Source organism: uncultured Candidatus Kuenenia sp., assembly GCF_900696675.1.
Classification (GTDB): domain Bacteria; phylum Planctomycetota; class Brocadiia; order Brocadiales; family Brocadiaceae; genus Kuenenia; species Kuenenia stuttgartiensis_A.
The window spans coordinates 14,290-38,333 of record NZ_CAADGZ010000017.1 but is presented as its reverse complement, the minus strand read 5'-3'; the positions used below and the strand labels follow the sequence as shown (position 1 = coordinate 38,333).

Sequence of the window (24,044 nt, the reverse complement as noted above, 5' to 3'; positions counted from 1 at the left end):
CCATTTCCTTTTCAATCACATTGTATTGCAGAGCGAAGCGGCGTTTCGCTCTACATGCTTTCCATTCTGCACCACATGTACGTACTGATCACAGCTTGAGACCAAGCCAGTCTTTACAGGATTGTATAAAACATAACTTACAATCCGTTCCGGTTCCTTTCCATCACGCACAACATGGTCATAGCTTTCGTGCTGCCAGAAGGCGCCACTGCGGTTGAGGAGTTTGTTTGCTTCCCTTGCCATGTATGACTTTAATGATTGCAGAATTTTGTAGAGCGAAGTGCCACTTCGCTCTACAAAAAAATGTTGCCAAATGCCTGATTTACCGGTAAAGAATTTCAAATTGGTAGCGCGACCGTCTCGGTTGCGCAAAAAAGTTGGCCGAAGACCTTATTAAATATCCAGAAATTTATTCAGCAGCCTTTCTTCTGTCGTTTTCGACCAGAATATACACTAAGACGTTGCCCTGAACAAAGTGCAAAAATGACTATTCCTAAAAATGGTTATTCATGGTAATTTGTCAATAATAAAGATTTGATTCCTCCATATAATTCAACTCCTTTCCACTACCTATAATCACTAAACAAAATAGTGCCTGTCCCTATTTGCCTCTTAACATGAGCATTCCCGATTTTTCGTAACCGTTTGTGTGATTGGGGCAAAACAACGCTGCAAGGGATGTGGCAAGCCTGTCCCCCGCTGGCGGGGGATTAAGGGGGTGGAATTGTATAATTGTATGCGGAGGAAATCTGGGAGGTTTATAACATGAATAGCCATAAATTTTTCTTCTCATTCCTACGTTCTGCGGGAATGCATGTCACGAAACAGGATAAAATTGTCCATTTGACCAGTCTGCGGAGCGTGGGAAAGAGGGTCAAATTTATTTTCATAATAAAGGGGTAGTTGAATCGATGGAGAAATCCAGTCCACCCCCTGCACCCCCGCCAGCGGAGGACATAGTTTGAACAACAGGCGCATTCCCGATTTTTGGTTAACTAATTGTACATTGTAACACAAGCACCCTGCTTGTGGCATTTTACCCTCAAACTGGAAGCTTGTGTTACTATTCCTTCCCCTCCCCCCGCTAATGGCATTTTTACAAAAAATCGGGAATGCTCCCCCCTTAACCACTAACCACACTTAATCACAGATCAAGGTTTGATACCAACACATGACCCTATTCGGTATCCTTACGCAACGCTTTTTGTATACCTTCAGGTTAACTTCACGAAAACTTTTTCACACAACAATCAGAAACGGAGAAATCAAATACGTTAAACCCGATTCATGCCCGATCCAGCCCTGAAAATGTGGAGAAATGATTAAAATTATTCCTGCCCAACCGGAGGAACTCGCTACATCAAAATCAAAGACCCCCATTTCCCGTAAGCTGAACTATTCCGGTTTAACGAACATTTCCAACAACTCCTGTAACGAGCATGAAATCTGCATTTTTCCAACTGCTGACTGTGTTGTCTGGGAGACAAGTACACGTTTATCCGCTCCAACCAGATCGGCAGCGCGGTTGAGGCTGTCAAAATCCTGCAAAGAAGGGTTCGACGTCAACTTCACTTCAATAGCCCATAATTTGTTCTTGTAACGGAACATGAGATCAATCTCAGCGCCATCAGCCGTACGGAAGAACCATGGATCCACCGGCCATCCGGTCATATTCAAGGTGTCCAGGATTTGCCCGATAACAAACCCTTCCCAACTTGCGCCCACCCATGGTTGATTAAGAAGCGTTTCATAGTCCTGAACACCAAGCAAACTGTGGAGAATGCCGGTATCACGCCAATAACACTTCGGACTACGAACAAGCCGTTTCTTCACATTTGCAAACCAGGGTTGAAGCTTCCGAATGAGAAAAGTCCCTTCCAGAAAATGGACATAGGTATTGACCGTATGGTACGAAAGGCCGAGGCTTTGACCAATTTGCGAGGCATTCCACAATTGGCCATGAACGGCTGCCAACATTCTCAACAAACGTTGCATCACTTGTGGTTTGGCGCTTAACCCCCAGCTTGGTAAGTCACGTTGCGTCATGAGGTCGAGATAGTCCTTTTGCCATTGTGGATAGCGGTCGGACGTCAAAACACCGCCATCAGGAAAACCACCCCGTAACCATAATTCCGTCATTGGGATATCAGGAAGTTCGGTGAGAGTCAAAGGGGTTAACTCAACCAGGGAGAGACGTCCTGCCAGGGACTCAGAAACATGTTTCATGAGCGCCGGTGAAACAGAACCCAGCAGCAGGAAGCGACCAAGCCTTTGTCGTTCCATATCTATTGCCCCACGTAAGCGCGTAAATAATTCCGGCCATGACTGGGCCTCGTCAAGGACTATAAGGCGTTTGGTCTTGATCAATGAAGGCCATTGGACGTCCAGACGCAGTTGTTCTGGTTCTTGTTCCAGATCGAAATAGTCAGTTGACAAAGAGCGCGCCAGCGTGGTTTTGCCGGACTGGCGTGGTCCGATTAAAGCTACCGCCGGATACGATTTCAGGCGCTGTTGTACCAGCGTTTTTATCTTTCTTGCGATAATCATACAAAATAGAATACAATTTCTATTTTGCAATATCAAGATATTTCCAAAATGTTTCGATTCAGGTTACAAGCCTGAGCCCGCCTGGAAAAATTGAAAGGAAATTCTCGCTTTTGAAGACTTTACCACCCTTTCTTTTTGTTTAGCGCATATGAGTTATTTCGGTACGGATGCTCACCGAAACAGGTAAATAAAAAAAACAATTGCTTAATATTTAAGACGTGACCCTCAGTCCTCCTGATATTTCTATCAGGGACAAGGAGGGTTTCACCAGTTGATACTGCTCCTTTCTATCCGTGTCGCCGCTGATACCCCGCCACCGTTCTTTTCCCTATTAGCCAATGTTGGTAAGAGAATTCTGTCTTCACCATCTTCACTACTATGGGCATCTCCGACTTCTCATTATCCCGCTATACCCTTCGGCTTGCCTTATAGTATGCGTTACGGTCATCAACCTGAATAATGAGACCTCCCAAGTTCATTTATATACCTTTTACAATCATACCGTCACTCTTAACTCCGACGACACCGCATAATTCCACCGTTTGTCTCTTTCTACCTATGCGATTACAGATTTCGCCCAATCAGGGAGGCTCATCTATCGTATTTTTAGCGTGACGAAGCCTGCGTGTTCGCTTGCGCTACGGTCTGACTGCTCGCTACAGGGAACTCGAACGTATTCATCGCTGTTTACGTCCTCCCGTGAGGCTTTCTGCCTCTTTCACTACCGCCCGAACGGTCAATTGGCGGGTTGGATTTGCACCAACTGATATATATACGCTTCTTGGCGTACCTAACCACACTTAATCATAAATTAAGGTTTGACACCAATGCTCCAACGCTACCTGATAAATGTTGGATGTCCCTAATTTTTCCATGCCCCCCCAAGACGCGTGACCCCGCTCACACCTTGTTATTCGTATCCAACTGCGGATGAGAAATGATACCCTGGAAGTCTACCGCTAGTAAGAAATCTAAATGGCCCACTTATAAGGCTAGCAGCGCTTGTATAGCTCTGCCGGCCCACGATTGGATTGTCTATCCGAATAATTTTCGTGCCATCCGCACACACTCGGATTCTGAATATAGGAAAACCTCCAACTCTATTAGCATCGGTGCCCCCTGAGAGAATATCCAGAGCTTCTCCTGCCGCAGAAAGTCCAATTCCTCCGGCTGTGTCAGTATTAATGGCTGTTGTTAGTACACCGACAGCTGCTCGCGCGAGTGGGGGTATCACTTCCTCAGCTTCTATCTCTGCTGTCCATTTGAAGTCTAAGCACTGCACACAATAGGGAGTCCGTGGTGAACTAGCTATGATAAACCCGTTCCCTCCTCTCGTCTTCCACACTTCACGTTCCCGCGAACTTTCCGTTTGTCGTACTCCCTGTCGCTGGGTTGGGCTAGCATCAGTATTTGCATCCAAGTAAAGCACCTCTCCACTAGCTGCCGCGTCATCATTGGGACCATAGTTAGCTGTGAATTCCGCGTTAACCACTAATTCGCTACTAACAACTCTACTGTAGTCCGGTGAACCTGGAAGTGCTATAAGAGACATAGTTTCAACCACATCCCAAACCTTTTGCCATGCTCTGGCCGCCCAGTTTGTGTGAAGTCCAAATGGATCTAAGGCTGCAATTGGTCGGCCTCTTACATATTCATAAAGATTAGTAGCGCGTATCAGATCTCTACTAATGAATCGCCCCTGATCTGGATTCATATATCGCATCCTATAATAATAGAAACCTGTTTCGGAGTCCAGCCTCCTACACGTATAAATATAAGGGTTTCCTAATACACTTATCCCACCTAATAAAAACTCATCGTCTCCACTAAAATCAACGATACCGTTATCGCCTGCCTTTATAACCGTCTGGCGGCCATAGGCATCATATTGATAGCCTTCTACAACCCTGCCGTTATTATCAGTTAATGCAAATATGGAGTATAATGTATTCTGATGATAAAATAATTGTTCGTCACCAGTGCCGATAGCGCTATTGTCGCCGTCCATATTTCGATTCAGCACAAGAGGTTCGTCTATGTAAATCCCAAAGACATACTGTTGTAATACGCTATCGGCATCATCCCGTTCCTCGATCTCCCGCCATCCATCCAGGTAAAAGTTTGTGGTTCTATCAAGGTCATCTGAGTTCGACACCACTTTGCGAATGCGGCGTCCCAAGGCATCATACGTATAGGCGGCGATTACGGAACTATCCGTTTTTCTGCTCACGGTACACAGCCGGTTTGTAAAGTCATAAGCATATATGTTTGTTCCATCGTCAGTCAAATTACCATTGTAGTCGTGCGCCTGAGAAGCGCCTTTAAAGTCAACGTACTCATTCATTTCATTTGCGGTATTTTTAAAGGTTTCAGTGCCAATCGTAAGCGTTAACCAATTCCCTAAGCCGTCAAACCCCCAGTCCGTTTGGTTCTCACCGGCCTTCCCTTTACCATTCTTATCTTTGTAGAGCGAAGTGCTACTTCGCTCTTCGTAAGGCGAAGCAACGCTTCGCCTTACATTACGAGACGCCTTTTTGGGGTCAATGACGTCTCGATTAAAGGTTGTCAGCCTGTACACCGAATCATACGTATATACATCACCCACGTTCTTTTTCCCGATGAACTCGTGCAATCTGGTTTCGTACAATTTGTTACCCACCCGGTCGTATCCATGTTCAAACCCGGCAACAAGGTCATTGTCTTCCGTAAGGTGTCTCAGCTTTACCGTACGTCGTGCCTTGTCGTAACCCTCGTTTTTTGTCCTCTTATCATTAAGAAAGGTCATACGAACGCCGTTACTGTATGTCCTTTCCAAAATCCTTCCGGGTCCTATGTAATCATAGTCAACAACGTTTGTATCTGCGCCCGAATCTTTGATCGTATCAATCCTGTCAAGCTTATCATAGGAGGTCTCTATCCTCCTGCTATTGGGATAGATTAATGCCACCCTGTTATTATCACCGTCCCATTGGCTTGACACGGCCTGTCCGTTCTGAACTTCTTCAATAAGCCTGCCCAGTGAATCATAAGCATAAGTAACCGTAGCATCATCCGTGGTATCATCTGGGTCATTGTTATCAAAGGACTTTGTGAGCCTCGAGAGACCGTCATACTCAAATGCCTGCTGTGTTGTCCCAATAACCCCTGATGCCCTGGTTACATCCTTCTGCGTCAGACGGTTGAGTGCATCGTAGGTGAACTCTGTCACAGAACCGTTTTCGTCGGTCGCTTTTACCAGATTGCTGTCCTTATCATATTCAAACGTCTTTGTCGTCCCGTCGGCATTGGTTTGCTGTGTCAAACGGTTTGAATCGTCATAGTCGTATTGTGTTGTATTTCCATTATCATCTGTTATCGCAGTGAGCCGGGAATTTCCGTCATACGTGTAGGTAATGGTAATCTTTCCGTCGGGGTTATACGGATTGGAGGTGTCAATAGTTCCCTTGCCCTGTCCTCCCTTCCTGAGATCTCTTTCCTCTTTGATCTTCCGGTTGATTCCATCATAATAGTAATGCACGGTGTTGCCATCCTTATTAATCTTGCCGTCATAGAGTCCCTCTTTATCCTTTGTCTTTTTTCCATTCGGGTCACTGGTATAAATGAGATTATTGCGGCTGTCGTAGGTAAATCTGGCGGTCTGCCCTATATTATCAGTTACCCTGACTAAACGGTCCAGTGCGTCGTATTCGTTTATGGTGGTAAATTTCTCTGTCAATGAAGGGCTGTTCCCTTCCTGAGTGACCTCCGTTTCTTTGACCTTTGTCATATTGTTGTTTTCGTCGTAGGTGTAGTCTGCACGATTCCCTTCCGGGTCAATCCTTGCTATCAATCTGTTTACCCCGTCGTATTGTGATTCAAACACGTCTCCATCGTCCGCAATGGTAAAAGTCGTGCGTCCTTTGCGGTCGAATTCGTTTCGTGTTGTTACCCTGCCGTCATCAGATGTACCCAAAGGTCCATCTTTGAGGACAGTGGTACGGACGGTACTCACACCGTCAGCCACAAACAGTATTTCATCCTGCTGGTACTGCCTGTTCATCTCGTCAAAGAAGTACTCTGCCTGGCTTAACAACACGTTCCCAGAACCTGAATTGTCTTTCGGGCTTTCACCGCCGATAGCGCCATAGCGTGATACCTTTATAACATTACTACCAGTATCATACACCTGCTCTGTAACATTCCCTAAATGGTCTTTAGTTTTAACGAGCCTGTTAAATCCATCATATTCATACAGGATGCTATCGTTCGCTCCGTCACCGTTATTATCCTCTCCGTCTATTTGTTCAACAAGGTTTCCGTTCTTATCATAATTGTATGTTGTATTTGGAGAACCTCCGCTGCATCCGCACACATTAGTGGAGCGAAATACCTTGTCCCGTTCGTCATATTCCGTCTCCTGATAATTTCCCTCCGGCTGTATGACCTTTATCCTGTTTTCATTCGCATCGTAATGATACTCAGTAACCAATGTTTCATTCTCGCTAACTTCCTTGGTCTCTTTAATTAAATGATCAAGAATGTCGTAGGAATAGGTGTACTCAACAAAATCCCCTGCAAGATCGCCGTTATTGCTGTCACTATTTTCAACCTCTTTCTTTACGATATTGTCATTATAATCGTACTCCATATAGGTGACATATTTGAATGCCTTTAAGTTTGTTTTTTTCTTTTTTCCTTTATTTTTAGAGACAGAGGCAGCACGGGTGATTTTGACCCTTTGATTGAGTTCGTTCACCACATATTCCGTAGCAATGCCGCGGCTATTGACTTCTTTTATTACATTTCCCACATCATCATAAAAAAATTGAGTCTTAATCTTTGCCGGTTTTGGATTTTTACCGGAATTCCGCTTTGACGAGGAAGTGGTATCTGCTACCACCTCTTTCAGGTAGCCAAACGAACCTTTTCCATTGCCCTTAATCTTATTCTTTCCGTCACCGTCGGGGTCGTTCTCCGGGTGATAGTCGTATTCAGTAACATTTCCCTCCGGGTCGGTCTTTGACGTGACCTGTCCATATTCATTATAGGTAAACAATTCCACAATTTCCTGTGATGTATCGCCTTCCCGCTGCGCCTGGTTGGAACCGCTCAGCAGGGTAATGGTGGGATAAACAACCTTGACCACATTGCCTGCAACGCCGTTGGTAACGCCGTCGCCGTTCAGATCGCCCAGACCAATTTTTACCCCTGCCTCATCAAGCATCGACTGAACGTCAGCACTTGAAACACCCAAGACCTCTGCTATCGCATTCAGATTGTTGCCTTCCTGATAGTCAAAATAATAGGTAGTAGTATAACGTGCTTTTGAATGCGTGCCGCCGTTGGGTGGCGCATAGCCGGCGTCGTTTCCCCGCGGGTCAGTCTCTGTTCTGGTACGATTGTATATCGGCTCATAGGTAAAAGTCGGGGTGATTTGCTGCTGGTTGCCCCCGCGGTCGCTGTCTGGTATCTGCTTATTTTCAAGGAGATTCCCCTGTTTAAACCTGTCCTTTGTATAATCGGTTGAACTTGCGTCCTCTGTGGAGAACGTATTTTCAACCTCATTTCCTTCAGGCAACGTGGCTTTTACTCTTTCTCCATCCGTATTATATTCAAAGGCCGTCTCAAAATATGCCGGTTCACCCGTTCGCAAGCCTTTGGTATATTCCTTAATGGATACGGCATTTCCCAGCTTATTGTGTTCATATATCGTCTTGTTGCCGTTGCGGTCTGTTACCGTAACGCGATTGGCCGGTTCATTGGTACCCGAAGGATTTGAGGTACGTTCCTCATATACATACGTGACATCACCCCCTGCGGCAATTCCGCCGGCATTAGTTCCTCCGTAGGTCTGTTTTATAACGCGACCGTAGGCATATGATGCGGAGTTTGTTTCATATACATTAATCACACGCGGAGAGCCACCGACTGCCACTTCGTTCGGGGCCGTTATGGTCAGAAGGCCATGGTTTAACGTTTCATCATCAAACCCGGATGAATAGGTATATTTTGTGGTCTTGCCATCAGGGAAGTCATTTCCATTAGGGGTACCGGTGACTGATGGAGAAGTTACAGAGATGAGGTCGCCGTTGCCGTCATATTCAAATTTGATGGTTCTATCGGCAAAATCCTTTACCCCGGTGAGTCGTCCGTCACTGTTATAATTGTACGAAATCTTCCTGCCAAGTGTGTCGGTAACTTCTGTGAGTCTGCTGTTGTCATCCCTTTTAAACTTCATGGAATTTCCGTGTCTGTCTTCCAGACTATTAAGGAAGCCATTTTTATCATAAGACTTTTTGCTCCCCTGACGGTCTCTTAGTATGAATGAACCGTCCTTATTTTTTGTTAGTCGGGTATAGGCTCCTAATGGAGTGCTGTATGCGCCATCTGATTGTAAACCATAGAGGTCTGACCTGCCGTGACCATCCATGACGACGACACTCCCGACTTTTGTAAACGAACTACTGAATACAGGGGTAAAGGTATCCGTTGAAATGGCGTCCTGATTATCTTCCGTAATTTCAATTAGCCTGGAGTTATAGTTAAAATCCCAGTTATGTCCCAACGTCCCGTCATAGGTAATGCGGCTTTTGTAGGTGCGGGTAAACGCCCAGTCGAATCCGCGTCCGGGTATCTTGAGGTCTGTTGCCTGTAAGACGAATTCACCGTTATGGAGCGTTATGGGGTCGGGTGCGTCATTGATAAGACCAGGACTTGTAATCATGAAAGCTTCATCAGGTGGTGGACATGTAGTGCAGGCAGCATCAATAAAAACGCCGCCATTTGCTCTCATGAGTTTTTTATAGTTTGTAGACGCATTATTTAAGGGAGTAACATACTGATCATCATTGATCATAAGCCCGGTTGGTGACGTAACTGTCGGTGTCGGTTTTGGAGAGACCGTTGGGATTGGCGTTGGTTTAGCCTCTTTAACGGTAACAACCACCTCACAAATGCCGCCTGTATCGGTTTGTTCATAATACCACTCAATTGCAAAGCTCGTTTGCCCAGCCCCTGTGGCGGTAATGGTAAACACGCCATGGTGGCTATAGAACTCCGTATCAGGAGATAGTGTTGCTATGCTGGTATCTCCCGTATATACCGGCCGATAATGGGTCACATCTTCCGTCAAATCAGCCGTAATCTGCCAGGTGGTGGTTTCCCCGACGTTCATTGTCACTGCAACAGGGCCGCAATCGTGTGCCTGGGCAACGGGCAATTTTGTGAGCGCGGGAAGAATTAAAAAAGCGAGAGTTATAAATATAGTTAAAATTAGTGTCCGGTTATAATGCACTGTTTTCCTGTCAAATAGTAAATACATACATGCTCCTTTCTGTGATATAAAGATATTTAGGCCCAAGAAATACGTGGAAAAACAATTTGGATTTTCTCCGCCGTTCTCTTTCTCTATTTTTCTTCCGGATTATTTAAATCAGGTATCAACGGTCCTCCCAATATAGGGCGGAGAGATTCTTCGCCCTACAGCCGCAATTTTAAAATTCCTTGTTCAATAGGATGAAAATTTCACATTCCAAATATTTAACACAAGAAAACTCACCGATAGCTCACCGATTCTCAATATTTTAAAATTTCTTGCATTCCGGCTTGTTAGTACCGGATAGTATCGATCTGTACAGAGCTTCTGTTTCCGGTGAAGGTGTAATCTGATAAACCGAAGAGAGTGCATTCCTTAAATGGTGATAAACCTTAACTGCCTCCAAACGCTTGTCAAGCATATGGTGGCACATCATAAGCCGCTGGTAAAACTCCTCTGCAAGATTATCTATCTCAATCGCCCTTTCATAATATTCCACTGCCATTTGCCATTGTTTCGCACGTTCCAGATAATTCCCTGATAACATAACCAGCCGGAAAAACTTTTTCTGTAAGGATTTCCGGATTGATACAGTCCATAAACATGATATATCCGCCGGCAGAAAACACCCTTTATAGAGATCAAAGGCCTTTTCAAACAACTTTAAAACATCGGGTCGCACAAGGGGGACGGGCTTTTCAGATACGGATGCACCGGCAATTTCCTCCAGTAACCTTTCAAATACCCATACATCAACCCAGCAATACCGGCTGTCAAGCGATAAATGTCCGCCTTGTAGCTTGATTGCCGCATCATTGCCAATGAGACGGCGCAACCGGTACAATGTGCTCTCAAAGGCATGATGCGCCATGTCTCCTTCTGTATCGGACCACAGCATATTTGTTACCCGGTCTATAGATACTTCCTTGCTTCCCAGTGAAATAATCGCCTTGATAAGTTCCAATGGCTTGCGCGGTACCTTTCCGGACATGGAAACGGGGCTGTCTTCTTTCAGCAGGGTAAACCTCCCCAGCGTGAATATCTTTAACGGCCACGGCCAGTTTTCACACCCCAGAGGCGGCGTATCGGGAACCAGTTTGCGTGTGCGGACAAGTTCACGGACGTACTCGGCCTCGATTCCTGCCTCAAGCGCCTTTATGCACAATCGTGAGACGACTTCAGGCCGCCATAAGAAGCAGTTGATAAAACGATGTTCCCTCCCAAACGACATTGCCTTGCGCAATGCTGCCAGCCCCTCTTCCTCTGAAGTTCCTTTTCCGCTACACTCCAATGCTAACCAGGCTTTCGTCAGGAGGCACATATGTTTGATAAGCTTGCTCTTTGTCTGCCGTCCAATTTGTTGGGCACGATTGAGCCAGGATATTGCTTCACGGTATTCTCCCCTTGCCGCAAAGATATGTGCCGCTGCAACATGATTTACCGCAACAGGGAGATACGCTCCTATCTTTGCGACCAGGCTGGTATGTATTCTCATGTGTTCTGCGGCAGATGACAAATTTCCACTGGTCAGATCTCTCCATGCACACAGGAAGTGATAGAAGATAATGTCGATTTTTCGTGCATGTGTCAGACCGGACGCTATTTTACGAATCATTCCATTGGCTGTTTCAATATCTCCGTCGCTCAGTGCTGCGCAAGCCGCAAATGAGAGGAGGTGGTGATCCCAGAAATGTATGCCCGTTTCGCAAGAAAGCTTTAACGCCTCAGAAACAGTACGAAGACACGACTCAACGGAACCTGTAAGCCATGCATACATGGCCTTTGTATTTTCCCACAAAAGGCGCTCCATCGGAAGGATTGTTTCGGATCGTAACCCTTCGCTGATCGAGTTTATTACAATGCCGACATTTGCAAAATCACCCATCCACAAGTAATGTACCGCAAGATGAAATCCGAGCTGGAGACGAAGGTTTACCTCTCTGCACTCCTGCAGACACAAAAAAACGCGGTGAGCCCATTTATCAATCTCAGGGTGATTTGGTTCCCTCATCGCCATAATGAAAAACCTGCAGGGAAGAACCCTCAATTCAACTTCAAATGAAGGGAAGGGTGTTCTTTTCTGAAATATGTCATCAAATAATGAAGCATAGTTGTCAAGACGGGGAAAATCTTCAAATTCGTGAAAAATAGTATCTACCGCATACGACCAGGACAGCCACATGCCCGTTTGTTCATTCCAGGCGCGGAACTGCATAAATGCCCTGTCAAAACAACCACGGCTTTCTGTAAGATTGTACGATAATTTACAAACACCGTGCCAGTAAAGGATCCACGGTTCATTATCTCTTGTTTCTTCAGGAATATTTGTAATCCATTCCACAAGCGTCTTTGTTCTCCCCTGCGCTATGAGGGACGATGCATGGCTGCAGGTTAGCTTGATAAGACCATCCCAGTCACCAACATTAATGAATAAAAGGGCAGCATCTTCTATTTGCCCTGATTTTCCAAGAAGTGCGGCAGCCTTTCGCTGCATAGCAGACAATCTTCCGGTGTCAAAAGAATCCCTTGCCCTGGAGAGCAGAAATTCCCTGAAAAGCGGGTGGTATTGATAAATAGTCTCCTTCTGATAGTGTGCCGTGGTAAAGTAATTCTTTCGGGTCAGTTCGTGCAGGATGCGTCCCGATTCGCTGACGCCGGTGAGTTTTTCTGCCATGTGTATCGTCATTCTTGGCAAAAAGGCTGTCTTAAGTAAGAATATCTGCGTTTTCTTATCTGTCTTTATAAAGATTTCATTTGCAAAATAGTCAAATGCCTTTTCGTATATTGATCCGCTTCGTAGCGTATCATCAAGACCCTTTGTTCTTATGTGCTCCGCTATAAGTACAAGACCTGCCGCCCAGCCTTCTGTTTGTGTGTATAACCGGGTTAAGGATGTGTTTGCTATTCTCTTTTTTGCCCCTACCAGAAGTATCTCCTTAGACTCTTTCATGGTAAACCTGACCTCTTCCCGTCCAATAAGATGGGATTTATTGTTTGCACTAATACTGGCATAGTGGGGAGGCGGGTCATTCCGGCTGACGGCTATAATACTGATACCATCAGGGATTATATCGAGGCTGCTGGTAAGCGTTTTATGAAATAAAGAATTAACAGGCGCATCCTGTATATTGTCAAAAACGATTATCCATGGTGACGTCAGTCTGCTATACAACTCTTCAAAATACCGTTTGGTAAACAGGGGAATACTCTGTTGGTACTCAGGCGTTAACAAGGGGAGGGGTTTCCTATGCGATGGAACAGCCTTCTTTACCGCTATTCCCATAGAGTAGAAAAAGGTTGCAATATCAGCATCGCCTTCATCCACGCGGTACCACAGATAGGAGAGCTTACGGCTATTCAGATAGCTTGCCGCAAGGGTTGTCTTTCCGGAACCGGCAGGCGCCGATATCCAGATTACAGGCTTGTCCCTGCCTTTATCCATCAAGCGGAACAGTCTTTCTCTGGGAAAGATACCCGCAATCTTGGGGCGGGTTATTTTTGCTATAAAAGTATTTATTTTTTCCATACAGCGACTTGTTTTATAAATAACCGGATCAAAACGGTCCGTAAGGGAAAGGAAAGAGAATTTGAGGAAACAGAGAAAAATCACGCCATGTTTTATCCTTTTACTTTCCGCCTTTCCAAAATCCCCCCTACGTCTTTTTTGCGTTTATAGGCATTTGGAGGTATTTTATCAAGACAATTCCGTGAGAAATGTCTTCAGGATTTTCAGAAATTATTGATGGGATAATATAGGAGAATAGGGACACTTCCCTTATTATCCCACCAGATCAATCAAGAAATATAGGAAGTGTCCATATTCTCCCCAATGCTTCGCCCTTACATTGCAATTATTGTAATTTTTCAAAAAACTAAAGTGTTACCGTGATATTCATTTGTTTGCCGAGGGTGTTTTGGACAAAAGAATATCTTTATAAACAGCTTTAAGCATTTCCCTCCCTTGAGGTTTTGGTATTTTTCTCCGTTCCTTCTTTGCCGTTTCCAGCCAGAGGTACCTGGCTGTTTTAACTTCTTCCAGGGCTTCTTCTTCCGTTTCACCAAAAGCCGAACATTCAGACAATTCCGGCACTACAGCAATATATCCCTCGTCCTCTTCACTATAGAATATTTCAATTGCATGCTTATACATTCAATCGCTTTCCTCTAAGAGATTATATTTTTCAATTCAGACAACCTGTGAAAGCTTAAGAAGGCTGTCGGAAAGCCGTGTGCGGGAAAATCGCATGCACGGTTTGACGAGGGGCAGGTGATAAGTATATGGCGGAGATATGGTGGCACTGGCGGGAAACCAGCCAGCAAACAGAGAAAACAAACTTCTGCCTAAGTTCTCGTCGTCTGTTTCTACTCTACTGAAATCTGTGGTTCCTCTTTCGTATTTCGTGCTTGTTCGGTTCTGGCTATGCCAGCTTAGTTTTTTGTCTTTCTGCCGATTTTATTTTCTGTGCCGTTGATGATGCGTTTGATATTGGATTTGTGCCGGAAAATGAGAAATAATGAGATAAAGATGGAAAATAATGTTAAAGACAACCCGCTGCCGAAGGGTTCGTTATTTAACAGTATTATACTGATTACCAATACAACGGTACTGACCATTGACCCTAATGATACGTAGCGTGAAATAAAAGTGGTTAATAACCATGCGGCTACTGAAATGAACAGAGGTAAGGGAGCTAACCACAGAAATACACCGCACCCGGTTGCGGCGGCCTTGCCTCCTTTAAAACCTAAAAAGACCGGAAAGGTATGCCCCAATATAACACCGGTGCCGCACAATATAGCATATAAGCTGCGGCTTTGTCCTGACGTCACGTAATCAAAAATTAAAACCGGAAGAAAACCCTTCATCATGTCAAGAATGAAAACCAGTATCCCATACTTTTTCCCCATTACCCGCCACACGTTGGTTGCTCCAGGATTGCCGCTTCCTGCCTCACGAATGTCGATGCCTTTTGCCACCCTGGCAATAATAAACCCAAACGGAATGCTCCCAATAAAATATGAAATAACCGGACTTATTATATTTATCATGAACATGGAAGAACCTTTTTTAAAAAATGTTTTAGGACAACCCCGAAAAATGCCACCAAAATTTGTGAAACGTGTACGGCGAATAATAGCGGTGAATGTATACCTTCCAATCTCTGTCTATCGCCGGGTCGGTCGTCATGTATGCTTTGAAAAATCGTATCCTGTCTGTTTTTGATACATGGGAAAGCGGCTTTTCTGTTTTTTTACCTTGCAGCCAATAATATTTTTCAAGGGAACGGTCTAATCGCAGCAAATTCTTCATTCTTTTACCGATAGTTAATTGACGCCAAACCGTTGATTTGTCCAAATCAATTATGTACGCTTCAAATGTTCCCCCGGAAATCTTCTTTAAGAGCATATTTTTTAAATGTAAGTCCGCATGGTATATTCCCGCGTCATGCATTTTTCTTATCAATTTTGCCAGGGTAAAAATAACAGATTTTTTTGAGTGGACATTTACTGCAGGTTGTTCATTGAGAAAGTCTATTAAATCAACGGCGCCTGCAATCTCCTTCGATATGAAATTGGCCGAATAAAAAATGCCCCATCTCTTTTTTTTTGTTACGGCGATGGCTTCCGCGGAGGTTATGCCGTTTTTTCGGGCAACTTCATGTACATAGATTTCATTTAATGGCCGGTCGCCGAAAAAGAATACATTTCCTAAAAGCCTGCCCAACATACCGCCATGTTTATAGTTTCTGACAATGAGTCTTTCACCGCCGTTTTTTTTAATAGGAATGGTCGGATAGCGGCCCCTTCCCTGCTTTATTTGAAAAGAATCCTGATTGCCTGCTTCTGACACCAATGGAGGGGAAATTATGTCTGCAATAAATTCTTTATAATCTTCTTTTACACATATGATAGTCTTATTGCTTCTCATTATGGAAAAATGCGGGGGTATTTTTGTTGTATGCGGCATACAGTTCATATACTGTCGGGGTAAAGCTTAGTGAAAAAAGGGGTGATTTAAACCATCGATTATGATGTACGAATTACGATTTGCGAGGTACGATTTAAATCCCAAATCCCAAATCCCAAATCCCAAATCGTAATTCGTAAATCTTATAGAAGTCTGCATGGGTGTTTCATTATATATCACGAATTCCATGAATACAAACGCAAAGTTGCTATTCCTGCATTGTGATAAACGGTGGCGTATAACGGGTTAAATTGGAGTTGCAAATACACATTTCGGCGGGTACATTAACCCGAAAGATGAACTGCCGCAGAAAATATCGTAAAAGGACGGAGATAGGGTTTTCAAATATGAAAATAGGGAAAAACAGCATCAACCAGAAAAATATTTTAATTGTTCGCCTGGGTGCTATGGGTGATATTATTCACGTGATTCCTGCCGTAAAAAATGTAAGAGAAGCATTGCCCACCAGCAAAATTACATGGCTTGTTGAGGATAATATTAAGGATTTGGTTGAAATGGTTCCCGAAGTGGATGAAGTGCTTGTCTTCCCCCGGAAGCGATGGCAATCATGGTTATTGCGTCCGGAACGGTATTTTCAATTCATTTCAGAAATGTTTGCCTTTTTTAAACAATTAAACATGAAAAGGTATGATATTGTATTGGATTTTCATGGTAATTTTAAAAGCGGCCTTTTGGGATATCTAAGCGCCGCAAAAATACGGGTGGGGTTTTCCATGGGATATTGTAAAGAATTCAATTATATTTTTACGAATGTGCATATTACTCCGCGGCAAAAAACCATGCACAGAATTGAAAAATACCTGTCGCTCGTTCAGGGATTGGGCATCGAAGCATATTATAAAAAACCGGTGTTTTCTGTTCCGGAACAAGACAATAATTATATTGACGATTTTATCCTCAAAAACCATTTGGGTCAGAAATCCATGGCGATTATTCATCCGGGAACAAGCCTGTTTGGCAAATACAAGAGATGGCCGACGGAAAAATATGCGCGTTTGTCAGACAAATTGATAGAAGATTTCGGATATGCAGTGATTTTTACGTGGAGCGGCCCGGAATATAACATTGCAGAGGATATCCGGTCGCACATGCATTTCCCGGCGATAATTGCATGCAAGACCGCATCGGTGAAACAGTTGGTTGCGTTATTGCAACGTGCGGATATTTATATTGGAGGGGATACCGGGCCTACCCATCTTGCATCATGCCTTGGGATTCCTACAATAGCAGTTTTCGGGCCAAAGGACCCGGTTGTTTACGCACCCTTTGATGAGAATGCGTCGGTGGTGAGAAAAGACATTCATTGCAGTCCTTGTGAAAAACGCAGGTGTGAACATGTTACGTGCATTCACTCAATAACCCCTGACGATGTATACAGCGAAATCTGTAAATTAAGGAAGAAAAGAGGTTTGACTTTTTAAATATTGCCTGATAACATATCGCTTCGCTTTACTATTAATAGAAGCCGATATTTAGGAGAGATTTTGTTTTGGAAACAGAGGATATTTTCGCTTCAATCGAACCACTCATGGATGAGGTAGAAGCCCGGTTTTACAAAGAATTACAACCACAGAATAACTCACTGGCAGACCTCGTTGTACATATAAGTAAATATAAAGGAAAAAGGCTGCGGCCCGCCTTAACGCTGCTTTCAGGCAAATGTATAAGCGATACGGCACCTCAGCACATAGACCTTGCTGTTGTTGTGGAAATGGTGCATACCGCGACATTGGTGCACGATGATATCATCGATGAGGCTGCCATGAGAAGGCATGTCGAAAGTATGAATTCAAAGTGGGGACGTGAAATATCCATTCTGTTTGGTGATTATTTGTTTTCGCGCGGCTTTACCATCCTTTCCGCCCTTGATTCTCAAATAGCAACTCTGCTGCTTTCTCAAACGGTAAATACGATGTGCGAAGGCGAGTTGATTCAGTTGAAAAGACGCTATGATGTGGGGCTTAGTGAAGAAGATTATATTGATATTATCGAAAAGAAAACCGCTTCATTGTGCGCCACAAGTTGCCGTTTAGGCGCCACCTTTGCCGGGGCAAACCATAAGCTTTCGGAGATGATGTCAAATTACGGCTTAAAAATCGGTACCGCCTTTCAGATAATAGATGATTGCCTTGATTTTATGGGAGATGAAGATGAGGTTGGCAAATCGCTGAATACGGATATTAAAAAAGGGAAACTCACCTTACCGCTTATCCGGCTGGTGCATCAACTCCCCGTAAGCAAGAGGGAATCAACAAAGGAGTTGATCTTTAAAGGTCATTTAGATGAAAAAAAGGACGCCATCGTAGAGTTGCTTACCGAACACGATGCCGTAGAGTACGCATTTGACAGGGCAAGAAGCATTGTTAAACAGGCGCAGGATGTGATTGCACCGCTTCCCGATTCTCAATACAAGACAGCGCTTATTGAACTGGCAGATTATATCATTGCCAGGAAAAAATAAAAAAGAAGAAAGGACTGCTTTATGTTTTCCATACCAGGTGGTTGGGAGTGGATTATAATCGCGTTAATTGCTTTTCTCATATTTGGCAAAAGACTGCCTGGCATTATGAAAAATGTCGGAAGAAGTATTGCTGAGTTCAGGAAGGGCTTTAAAAACGTTGAAGAAGAAATAAACGAAGTGAAAGAAATAAAAGGCAATATCGATACTATTACTAAATTTAAGATTAATTGATACTTGCCGGGTATTTTATTGACTGCATCTTCACACAAATAATCACGAAGATTTCAGTAATCCTCAAACACACCCACGCCTGACGTCTTAGTAATAATTAACTTGTAGTCAGCAGCCCTTTCCAACAAGTTTCAACCGCATCATTTCTGCGAAGAGCCTTACCTCATATTCGATTCCTTTCTGAAGATCGTTTTCCATTGCGTAGTTGATACATTTTTTCATTTCCTTCAACACCCTTGCATCCCGTTCCAGCAAAGTTTTTGCAATTTCAATCGTATGTTTTAAAACATCCTTATGAGGCACGATCTGATTAATAAGCCCCCATTCCAGCGCAGTATCAGCCCGTATCAGTTTTCCAAGGAACAACATCTCCTTTGCACGCGCTACCCCAACCAATCTCGGGAGTCTTTGAGTAGCGCCCAAACCCGGAATAATTCCAAGCTCCGGTTTGGCTTCCGGCAGACTGTAAAAGGATATATCAGACGCAATACGCAGGTCGCACAACATTGCCAGCTCCAGCCCTGCACCAATGGTAACGCCATTTATCGCGGCAAGAACGGGTTTCTTGCAATTCTCTATTTCAACAAATATTTCATGCGCCTTGCGGAATCTTTCGTAATTTTTCTCCGCTACAAGACCGGAAATCCATGACCCAAACAGCTCGTCACGATCTGCCCCGTCGCTAAAAACCCCACGAATCCTGCTTGCAATAATAATCGCTCCGATAGAGTCGTCCCCTTCATATTGATCCATCTTGTCGTAAATAGCATCCAACAACCATGAACCAATAGAATTTCTTGGCGGTTTTTTCATGTAAATAATGCCGATCGCCTTGCCATTTTTCGCTTTTATTTCTTCAAATTCAATGTGGTCGTACCCTGAGGTATCTCCACGATTCATACGGATGTCTTTCATAATAATAGCCCGGTTATTTACCTGTTTGATTTTCTATTAAACATATAAACTTAACATACTTACAAAATTTGGTTTGTTTAAAAACGTGTAACACCGCTGGCACAGGAAACCTGGGTTTAAAAGGAGAATATTCTTCCATCATAGTATTCTTCCGAAAAGGCTTATATTTTCAGCGCTACCTGAAATCCTTCATGAATAGCCTCTAATGCCGTTCGCACCTTAACACAGTCGCCTATGCTGTAACTCTCTGAAAATTTACGGGATATTTCATCCTGCAGCTCCGCGTTAGGACGATAACCTGCCGCAACAATTATGGTATCCGCCTTTATGAAATGCTCCTGCCCGTCTTTTTCATACACAATGCCACTACCCTCATGGTCGTCAACAATTCTTTTTACCTTTACTCCCGTTTCGGCGAGTATCCCGGCATCTTTAAGCTCATTGAGCATAATCCATCGCGTTGAAACGCCAAACCCGCCCCCGACCTTCCGTTTCATCTCCAATAGTGTGATATTTCTGTTTCCATGAGATGTACATTCCACTGCCTCATCCGCATTAATCACTTTATGTTTCAGCAAAAAACAGGCAACCTCCGGGCTCATTGCCCCCTGTTTAGCCGCATAGAGCGCAACCTCGCTACCAACAGTCCCCCCCCCGATAATTACTACATTGCTTCCCAGCGGCGTCTTTCCCTCCAAAACACTACTTGCAAGGCAAACGTTTTTTGAGTTAATGCCCGGCAGATCAGGCAAGATTGGCACCCCCCCGGTTGCGAGAATAACGACATCTGGATTCTCTTTTTCAATAAAAACACTATCAACTTCAACGCCCGTATGTATTTTGACATGCAGTTTTTTCAACTGTTTTTTGAGATAGTGTATAATATTTCGCACCTCATTACGTCCCGGAGGAATACAGGCATATTGCAATTGTCCCCCAAGGATATCTTTTTTTTCATACAAAGAAACATCATGTCCCCGTAATGCCAGAATACGGGCAGCTTCCATGCCTGCAGGCCCGCCTCCTACTATAATAACTTTTTTTATACTTTCCGCCTTTGTTACCGCATATTCACCCTCATGCCCGGCCATTGCATTGTAAATGCAGGAAACGGCCTTAAAATTGAGCAGCGAATCAAAACACCCCTGATTGCAGGCAATACACGTCCTGATATCATCATAACGTCCCTGTTGATATTTGTTGGGCAACTCCGGGTCTGCAATAAGCGGCCTGCCAACAGACACAGCATCTGCACGGTCATTATCAAGTATTTCTTCCGCCAGTGAAAGATCGTTAATCCTGACGGAAGAAATCACCGGCACATTGACGTGTGCCTTAATTTTTTCAGAGAATAAGACATATGTCATCCTGGGAATTACCATTGACATGATAGGTATCCTGCTTTCATGCCAGCCGGGAGATACATTAAACGCATCAGCCCCCGCCTTTTCTAATATTCCAGCTATTTCAACAGAATCGTTGATCCTGATGCCGTCTTCCACGAAATCCTCCCCGGATAACCTGAAAATAACGGGATAATCCCCCCCTGCCTCTTCCTTTATTGCAATTACCAATTCCTTCGCAAACCTCGCTCTGTTTTCCAGACTTCCACCGTATTCATCATCACGTTTATTCGTCGCAGGGGAAAAAAACTGATTAATGAGATATCCCATACCGCCATGAAGCTCCACTGCGTCAAACCCCGATTTCTTTGCCCTGATCGTTGCGCTCACGTATCCGTCAATAACCTTTTTTATTTCCGTTATTGTCAATGCATGAGGTTCCTGTCTGATATTTCTGTGTGCCAATTGCGACGGGGCAACGGGTTTCATTTTCGTGAAAAATGAAGAAGCGCTCCTTCCCCCGTGAAGCAATTGAGCGGCAACGCACGTTCCATAAGCGTGAACAGCGTCGGTCAGTTTTTTGAGTCCGGGAATAAATTCATCTTTGTCAAGCCCTATAATGCTCTTCCACACCTTGCCATTCATTTCGGGATAACAACCGCCCACAACAATAAGGCCAACCCCCCCCTTTGCCCTTTCAATATAGAACTGAATGATGCGATCATTAATACCGCCGTCAGTAGTAAAACCCAAGTCCATGGCAGACATGAAAAGCCTGTTTTTTACCTGCATACGTCCGATTTTTATTTTCTGGAATAGTTTATTCATAATAAAATTTGTTGTAAAAAATAGCAAAAACCGCAGCAATAAAGATAATTACCGTGGTAATGGAATGAAATGCCCCTTTACGTGTTGAATATAAATAAGAGGGGGAGTGGAAACCAAAAACTGTTGGCAGGAGACATATTTTTAATCAAACACGCAATACTCGTTTACCGTTAAAAAAACAGACACATTTGCTCTAATTCTTCACATTCAGGAACGTTACGATTATAAAAATCATTTAACTTTTTGTCAAGGTAATCAAAAAAAAGTGCAGGGGACGAAGCATTTGCCAGTTTGGGCATGAACGCATTTATGCCAATTTATTGCAAATACTTCGCCCCTACTTTTTCAAAAAACTAAAGTGTTACAAATTGTTACCAAAAATGCAAAATTTGCATAGGCAAAAAATTAAATAAAATATGCATAGGGTTAGGCGCGAATACTTTGTTTGTGTGTATTTAATCAAAGGCATACGTTTTCCATCATATATCTATAAAGTATGTAAGTATTTGATAAACGTATTCTTATGCGTTGATTGCAGATATTGCAAAGCGGCATCCTTTATTCGTTTCATTTCCTTGGGTATTTTATTTATTAATTATCAAATAATTAGCGTTAATGGTTGTAATATAAATAGTTATATTTAATACAAAAAACCCTTTCTCGTGCTGGCATACTATTTGTTTAATTGTGAAGATAAGAAGCTCTCACACATAGGAAATGGGGCATTGTTTTGCAGGAATGGGTACTTTGTAATAAAAACAATACGAACAATTTTAGAAATAATTCTTGAGAAAAAAATTGTTATGAAAATAATTAAAGTTGACGAATCAAAAATATCAGATGACTTGTTTAACATTGTCAAACTTGTATTCAGGGATAAAATGGACTGGAACTGTCCTGTGGAAGTTTGGCGCATGTGGATTAAAAAGGAAACAAAATCATGGAACCATTTTGTACAGTGGTTCCTGGACTATGATAAAAACATTGATTTGAAGTTGCGGGAGTTTTTGCACATGCATAATGGCGAATTTGCGGCGTTTACGAAAAACTGGGTTGCTGAGGATGAGCAAACATCATTCTATGAATTTTATGCAGAAAAGAAATGGGAAGAGGTCTTATCAAATATACAGAAATTTTTCACAAACACAGCAAAAAACATAAACAACACAAAACTACCCTAAAATCGGTTGAGATAATTCTCAATGGGTAATCCATGGGAATACTACCATTCACTTCCTACCATTCACTTCATTTGCTACTTTTTTGTAACACTTTATTTTTTTTAAAAATTCCAATATTGGCAATGTTTGCCGCATAGTGTAGGGGCGAAGCATTTACCATAAATTGTTATAAATAAGTTCATACCCAAACGGGCAAATGCTTCGCCCCTACTTTTCCAAAAAACCAAAGTGTTACGATTTGTTTGACTTATAGCAACAGGAACGAAGGCTGCCGAGGTTAAGACTAAGAAAAAAGACTTAACTTTTTGGCAAAAGATTGATAGATTGATTATGTGGACGAGGAATAGTAATTATTAAGCTAAACATTTTACCATGAAAGAGTAAGGAGGTAAGTCCCTCCGTATTTCGGCATAAGAACTATCATTTTTGTTTCTTTTCGGGAGAAGAATCCAGTCTCCACATACATTTTCAATATCTCGACGGAGAAACAAAATTCTGGTGAGAATCACTGGTTTCACTTGCAAGGCATTATGGACTATCTACAAAGCAGTCATCATGTTTCATTTGCAACACCCAGAAACGATGAAAGATGAAAATGGTTTTATAACCCTATCATCTTGTAGTATCTGTACTTAAGCTATTTTTTGCAGTCTTACTTTCGAGTTGGGAACATCTGGCATTTCTGTTTCTGTACCGGTTCTAATGTATAGGGCCATCCAAAAGGTATCAGCTTGTCATTGCAGGAGGCCCGGCTTGTCATCGCAAGGGTCTTTTTCTGCTTGTCATTGCGAGGGTATTTTCCGAAGCAATCAGTATACTACGAGATATTTCGTGACGTAAGAAACGCCATATCGCGAGAAAAGCAAATTAAGGGTGGCTCAAGGGCTAAAAAAATAGAATTAATTACTGGAATGAATGCGGGATGGAAGATCTCTATGACGGTTTATGAGATTGCTTCGGAAAATACCCTCGCAATGACAAGCTGAGACCCCTGCAATGACAAGCGGATACCCTTGTAATGACAAAATAAGTCATCAGTCATCATGTTGCATCAGCAACACCCGGAAACGATGAAAATGGTTTTATAGCCATATCATATTGCGGCACCTGTGCTTGAGTTATTTTTTGTAGTCTTATTTTCGAGACAGGAAATACAAAAAATCATTGAGGAGAAAAAAACGACCTTGCAAAAAAGTGGAAGAAGCATTTTTGAAAGCCGAAATTGTAAATATATCCAATTTCGATATTTGGCTAT

General features: G+C 43.2%; 14 protein-coding genes. 5 read left to right on the top strand and 9 right to left on the bottom strand.

Annotated features, from left to right (window positions below; all coding sequences use genetic code 11):
• Positions 1-15: 15 nt before the first annotated feature.
• The 7 genes from QZT26_RS04700 to QZT26_RS04670 form a co-directional block, all read right to left on the bottom strand.
• Positions 16-372, bottom strand: a complete 357-nt coding sequence (locus QZT26_RS04700) for a hypothetical protein (protein ID WP_295101002.1) — start codon at positions 370-372, stop codon at positions 16-18.
• A gap of 1,023 nt (positions 373-1,395) precedes the next feature.
• Entirely contained in the window at positions 1,396-2,547 is a 1,152-nt protein-coding gene (locus QZT26_RS04695) for an ATP-binding protein (protein WP_295101000.1), read from the bottom strand.
• A gap of 910 nt (positions 2,548-3,457) precedes the next feature.
• A complete protein-coding gene (locus QZT26_RS04690; RefSeq protein ID WP_295100998.1) occupies positions 3,458-9,847 on the bottom strand; it encodes a DUF6531 domain-containing protein in 6,390 nt (2,129 codons plus the stop codon).
• A 262-nt stretch (positions 9,848-10,109) separates the two neighbouring features.
• Positions 10,110-13,367 carry a BTAD domain-containing putative transcriptional regulator gene (locus QZT26_RS04685; protein WP_295100996.1) on the bottom strand — a complete coding sequence of 1,086 codons (3,258 nt, stop codon included), beginning with the start codon at positions 13,365-13,367 and terminating at the stop codon, positions 10,110-10,112.
• A 366-nt stretch (positions 13,368-13,733) separates the two neighbouring features.
• On the bottom strand, positions 13,734-13,991 hold the full coding sequence (locus QZT26_RS04680; RefSeq protein WP_295100994.1) for a type II toxin-antitoxin system HicB family antitoxin: 258 nt from the start codon (positions 13,989-13,991) through the stop codon (positions 13,734-13,736).
• 278 nt (positions 13,992-14,269) lie between these two features.
• Complete coding sequence (plsY, locus tag QZT26_RS04675) at positions 14,270-14,890, bottom strand: glycerol-3-phosphate 1-O-acyltransferase PlsY (protein WP_197705272.1); 621 nt, start codon at positions 14,888-14,890, stop codon at positions 14,270-14,272.
• A 31-nt stretch (positions 14,891-14,921) separates the two neighbouring features.
• Entirely contained in the window at positions 14,922-15,770 is an 849-nt protein-coding gene (locus QZT26_RS04670) for a lipopolysaccharide kinase InaA family protein (RefSeq protein ID WP_295100993.1), read from the bottom strand.
• Between the two features lie 386 nt (positions 15,771-16,156).
• Here QZT26_RS04670 and QZT26_RS04665 point away from each other — a divergent pair, with 386 nt between their 5' ends.
• From QZT26_RS04665 to QZT26_RS04655, 3 genes are all read left to right on the top strand, one after another.
• Entirely contained in the window at positions 16,157-17,251 is a 1,095-nt protein-coding gene (locus QZT26_RS04665; protein WP_157820756.1) for a glycosyltransferase family 9 protein, read from the top strand.
• 68 nt (positions 17,252-17,319) lie between these two features.
• Positions 17,320-18,291, top strand: coding sequence for a polyprenyl synthetase family protein (locus tag QZT26_RS04660; protein WP_099326813.1), 972 nt, complete (start codon positions 17,320-17,322; stop codon positions 18,289-18,291).
• Positions 18,292-18,312: 21 nt separating this feature from the next.
• Positions 18,313-18,522, top strand: a complete 210-nt coding sequence (locus tag QZT26_RS04655) for a twin-arginine translocase TatA/TatE family subunit (protein ID WP_099326814.1) — start codon at positions 18,313-18,315, stop codon at positions 18,520-18,522.
• A gap of 108 nt (positions 18,523-18,630) precedes the next feature.
• Here the strand turns inward: QZT26_RS04655 and QZT26_RS04650 are convergent, their stop codons facing one another.
• Positions 18,631-19,437: an enoyl-CoA hydratase/isomerase family protein gene (locus QZT26_RS04650; RefSeq protein ID WP_099326815.1), complete on the bottom strand. Its 807-nt coding sequence runs from the start codon at positions 19,435-19,437 to the stop codon at positions 18,631-18,633.
• A 161-nt stretch (positions 19,438-19,598) separates the two neighbouring features.
• A complete protein-coding gene (locus tag QZT26_RS04645) occupies positions 19,599-21,608 on the bottom strand; it encodes an FAD-dependent oxidoreductase (RefSeq protein ID WP_157820758.1) in 2,010 nt (669 codons plus the stop codon).
• A gap of 803 nt (positions 21,609-22,411) precedes the next feature.
• Between QZT26_RS04645 and QZT26_RS04640 the strand changes: the two genes are divergently transcribed.
• A complete protein-coding gene (locus tag QZT26_RS04640; RefSeq protein ID WP_164995005.1) occupies positions 22,412-22,789 on the top strand; it encodes a hypothetical protein in 378 nt (125 codons plus the stop codon).
• Between the two features lie 731 nt (positions 22,790-23,520).
• Positions 23,521-23,775, top strand: coding sequence for a hypothetical protein (locus QZT26_RS04635; RefSeq protein WP_197705273.1), 255 nt, complete (start codon positions 23,521-23,523; stop codon positions 23,773-23,775).
• The last annotated feature ends 269 nt before the right edge of the window (positions 23,776-24,044 follow it).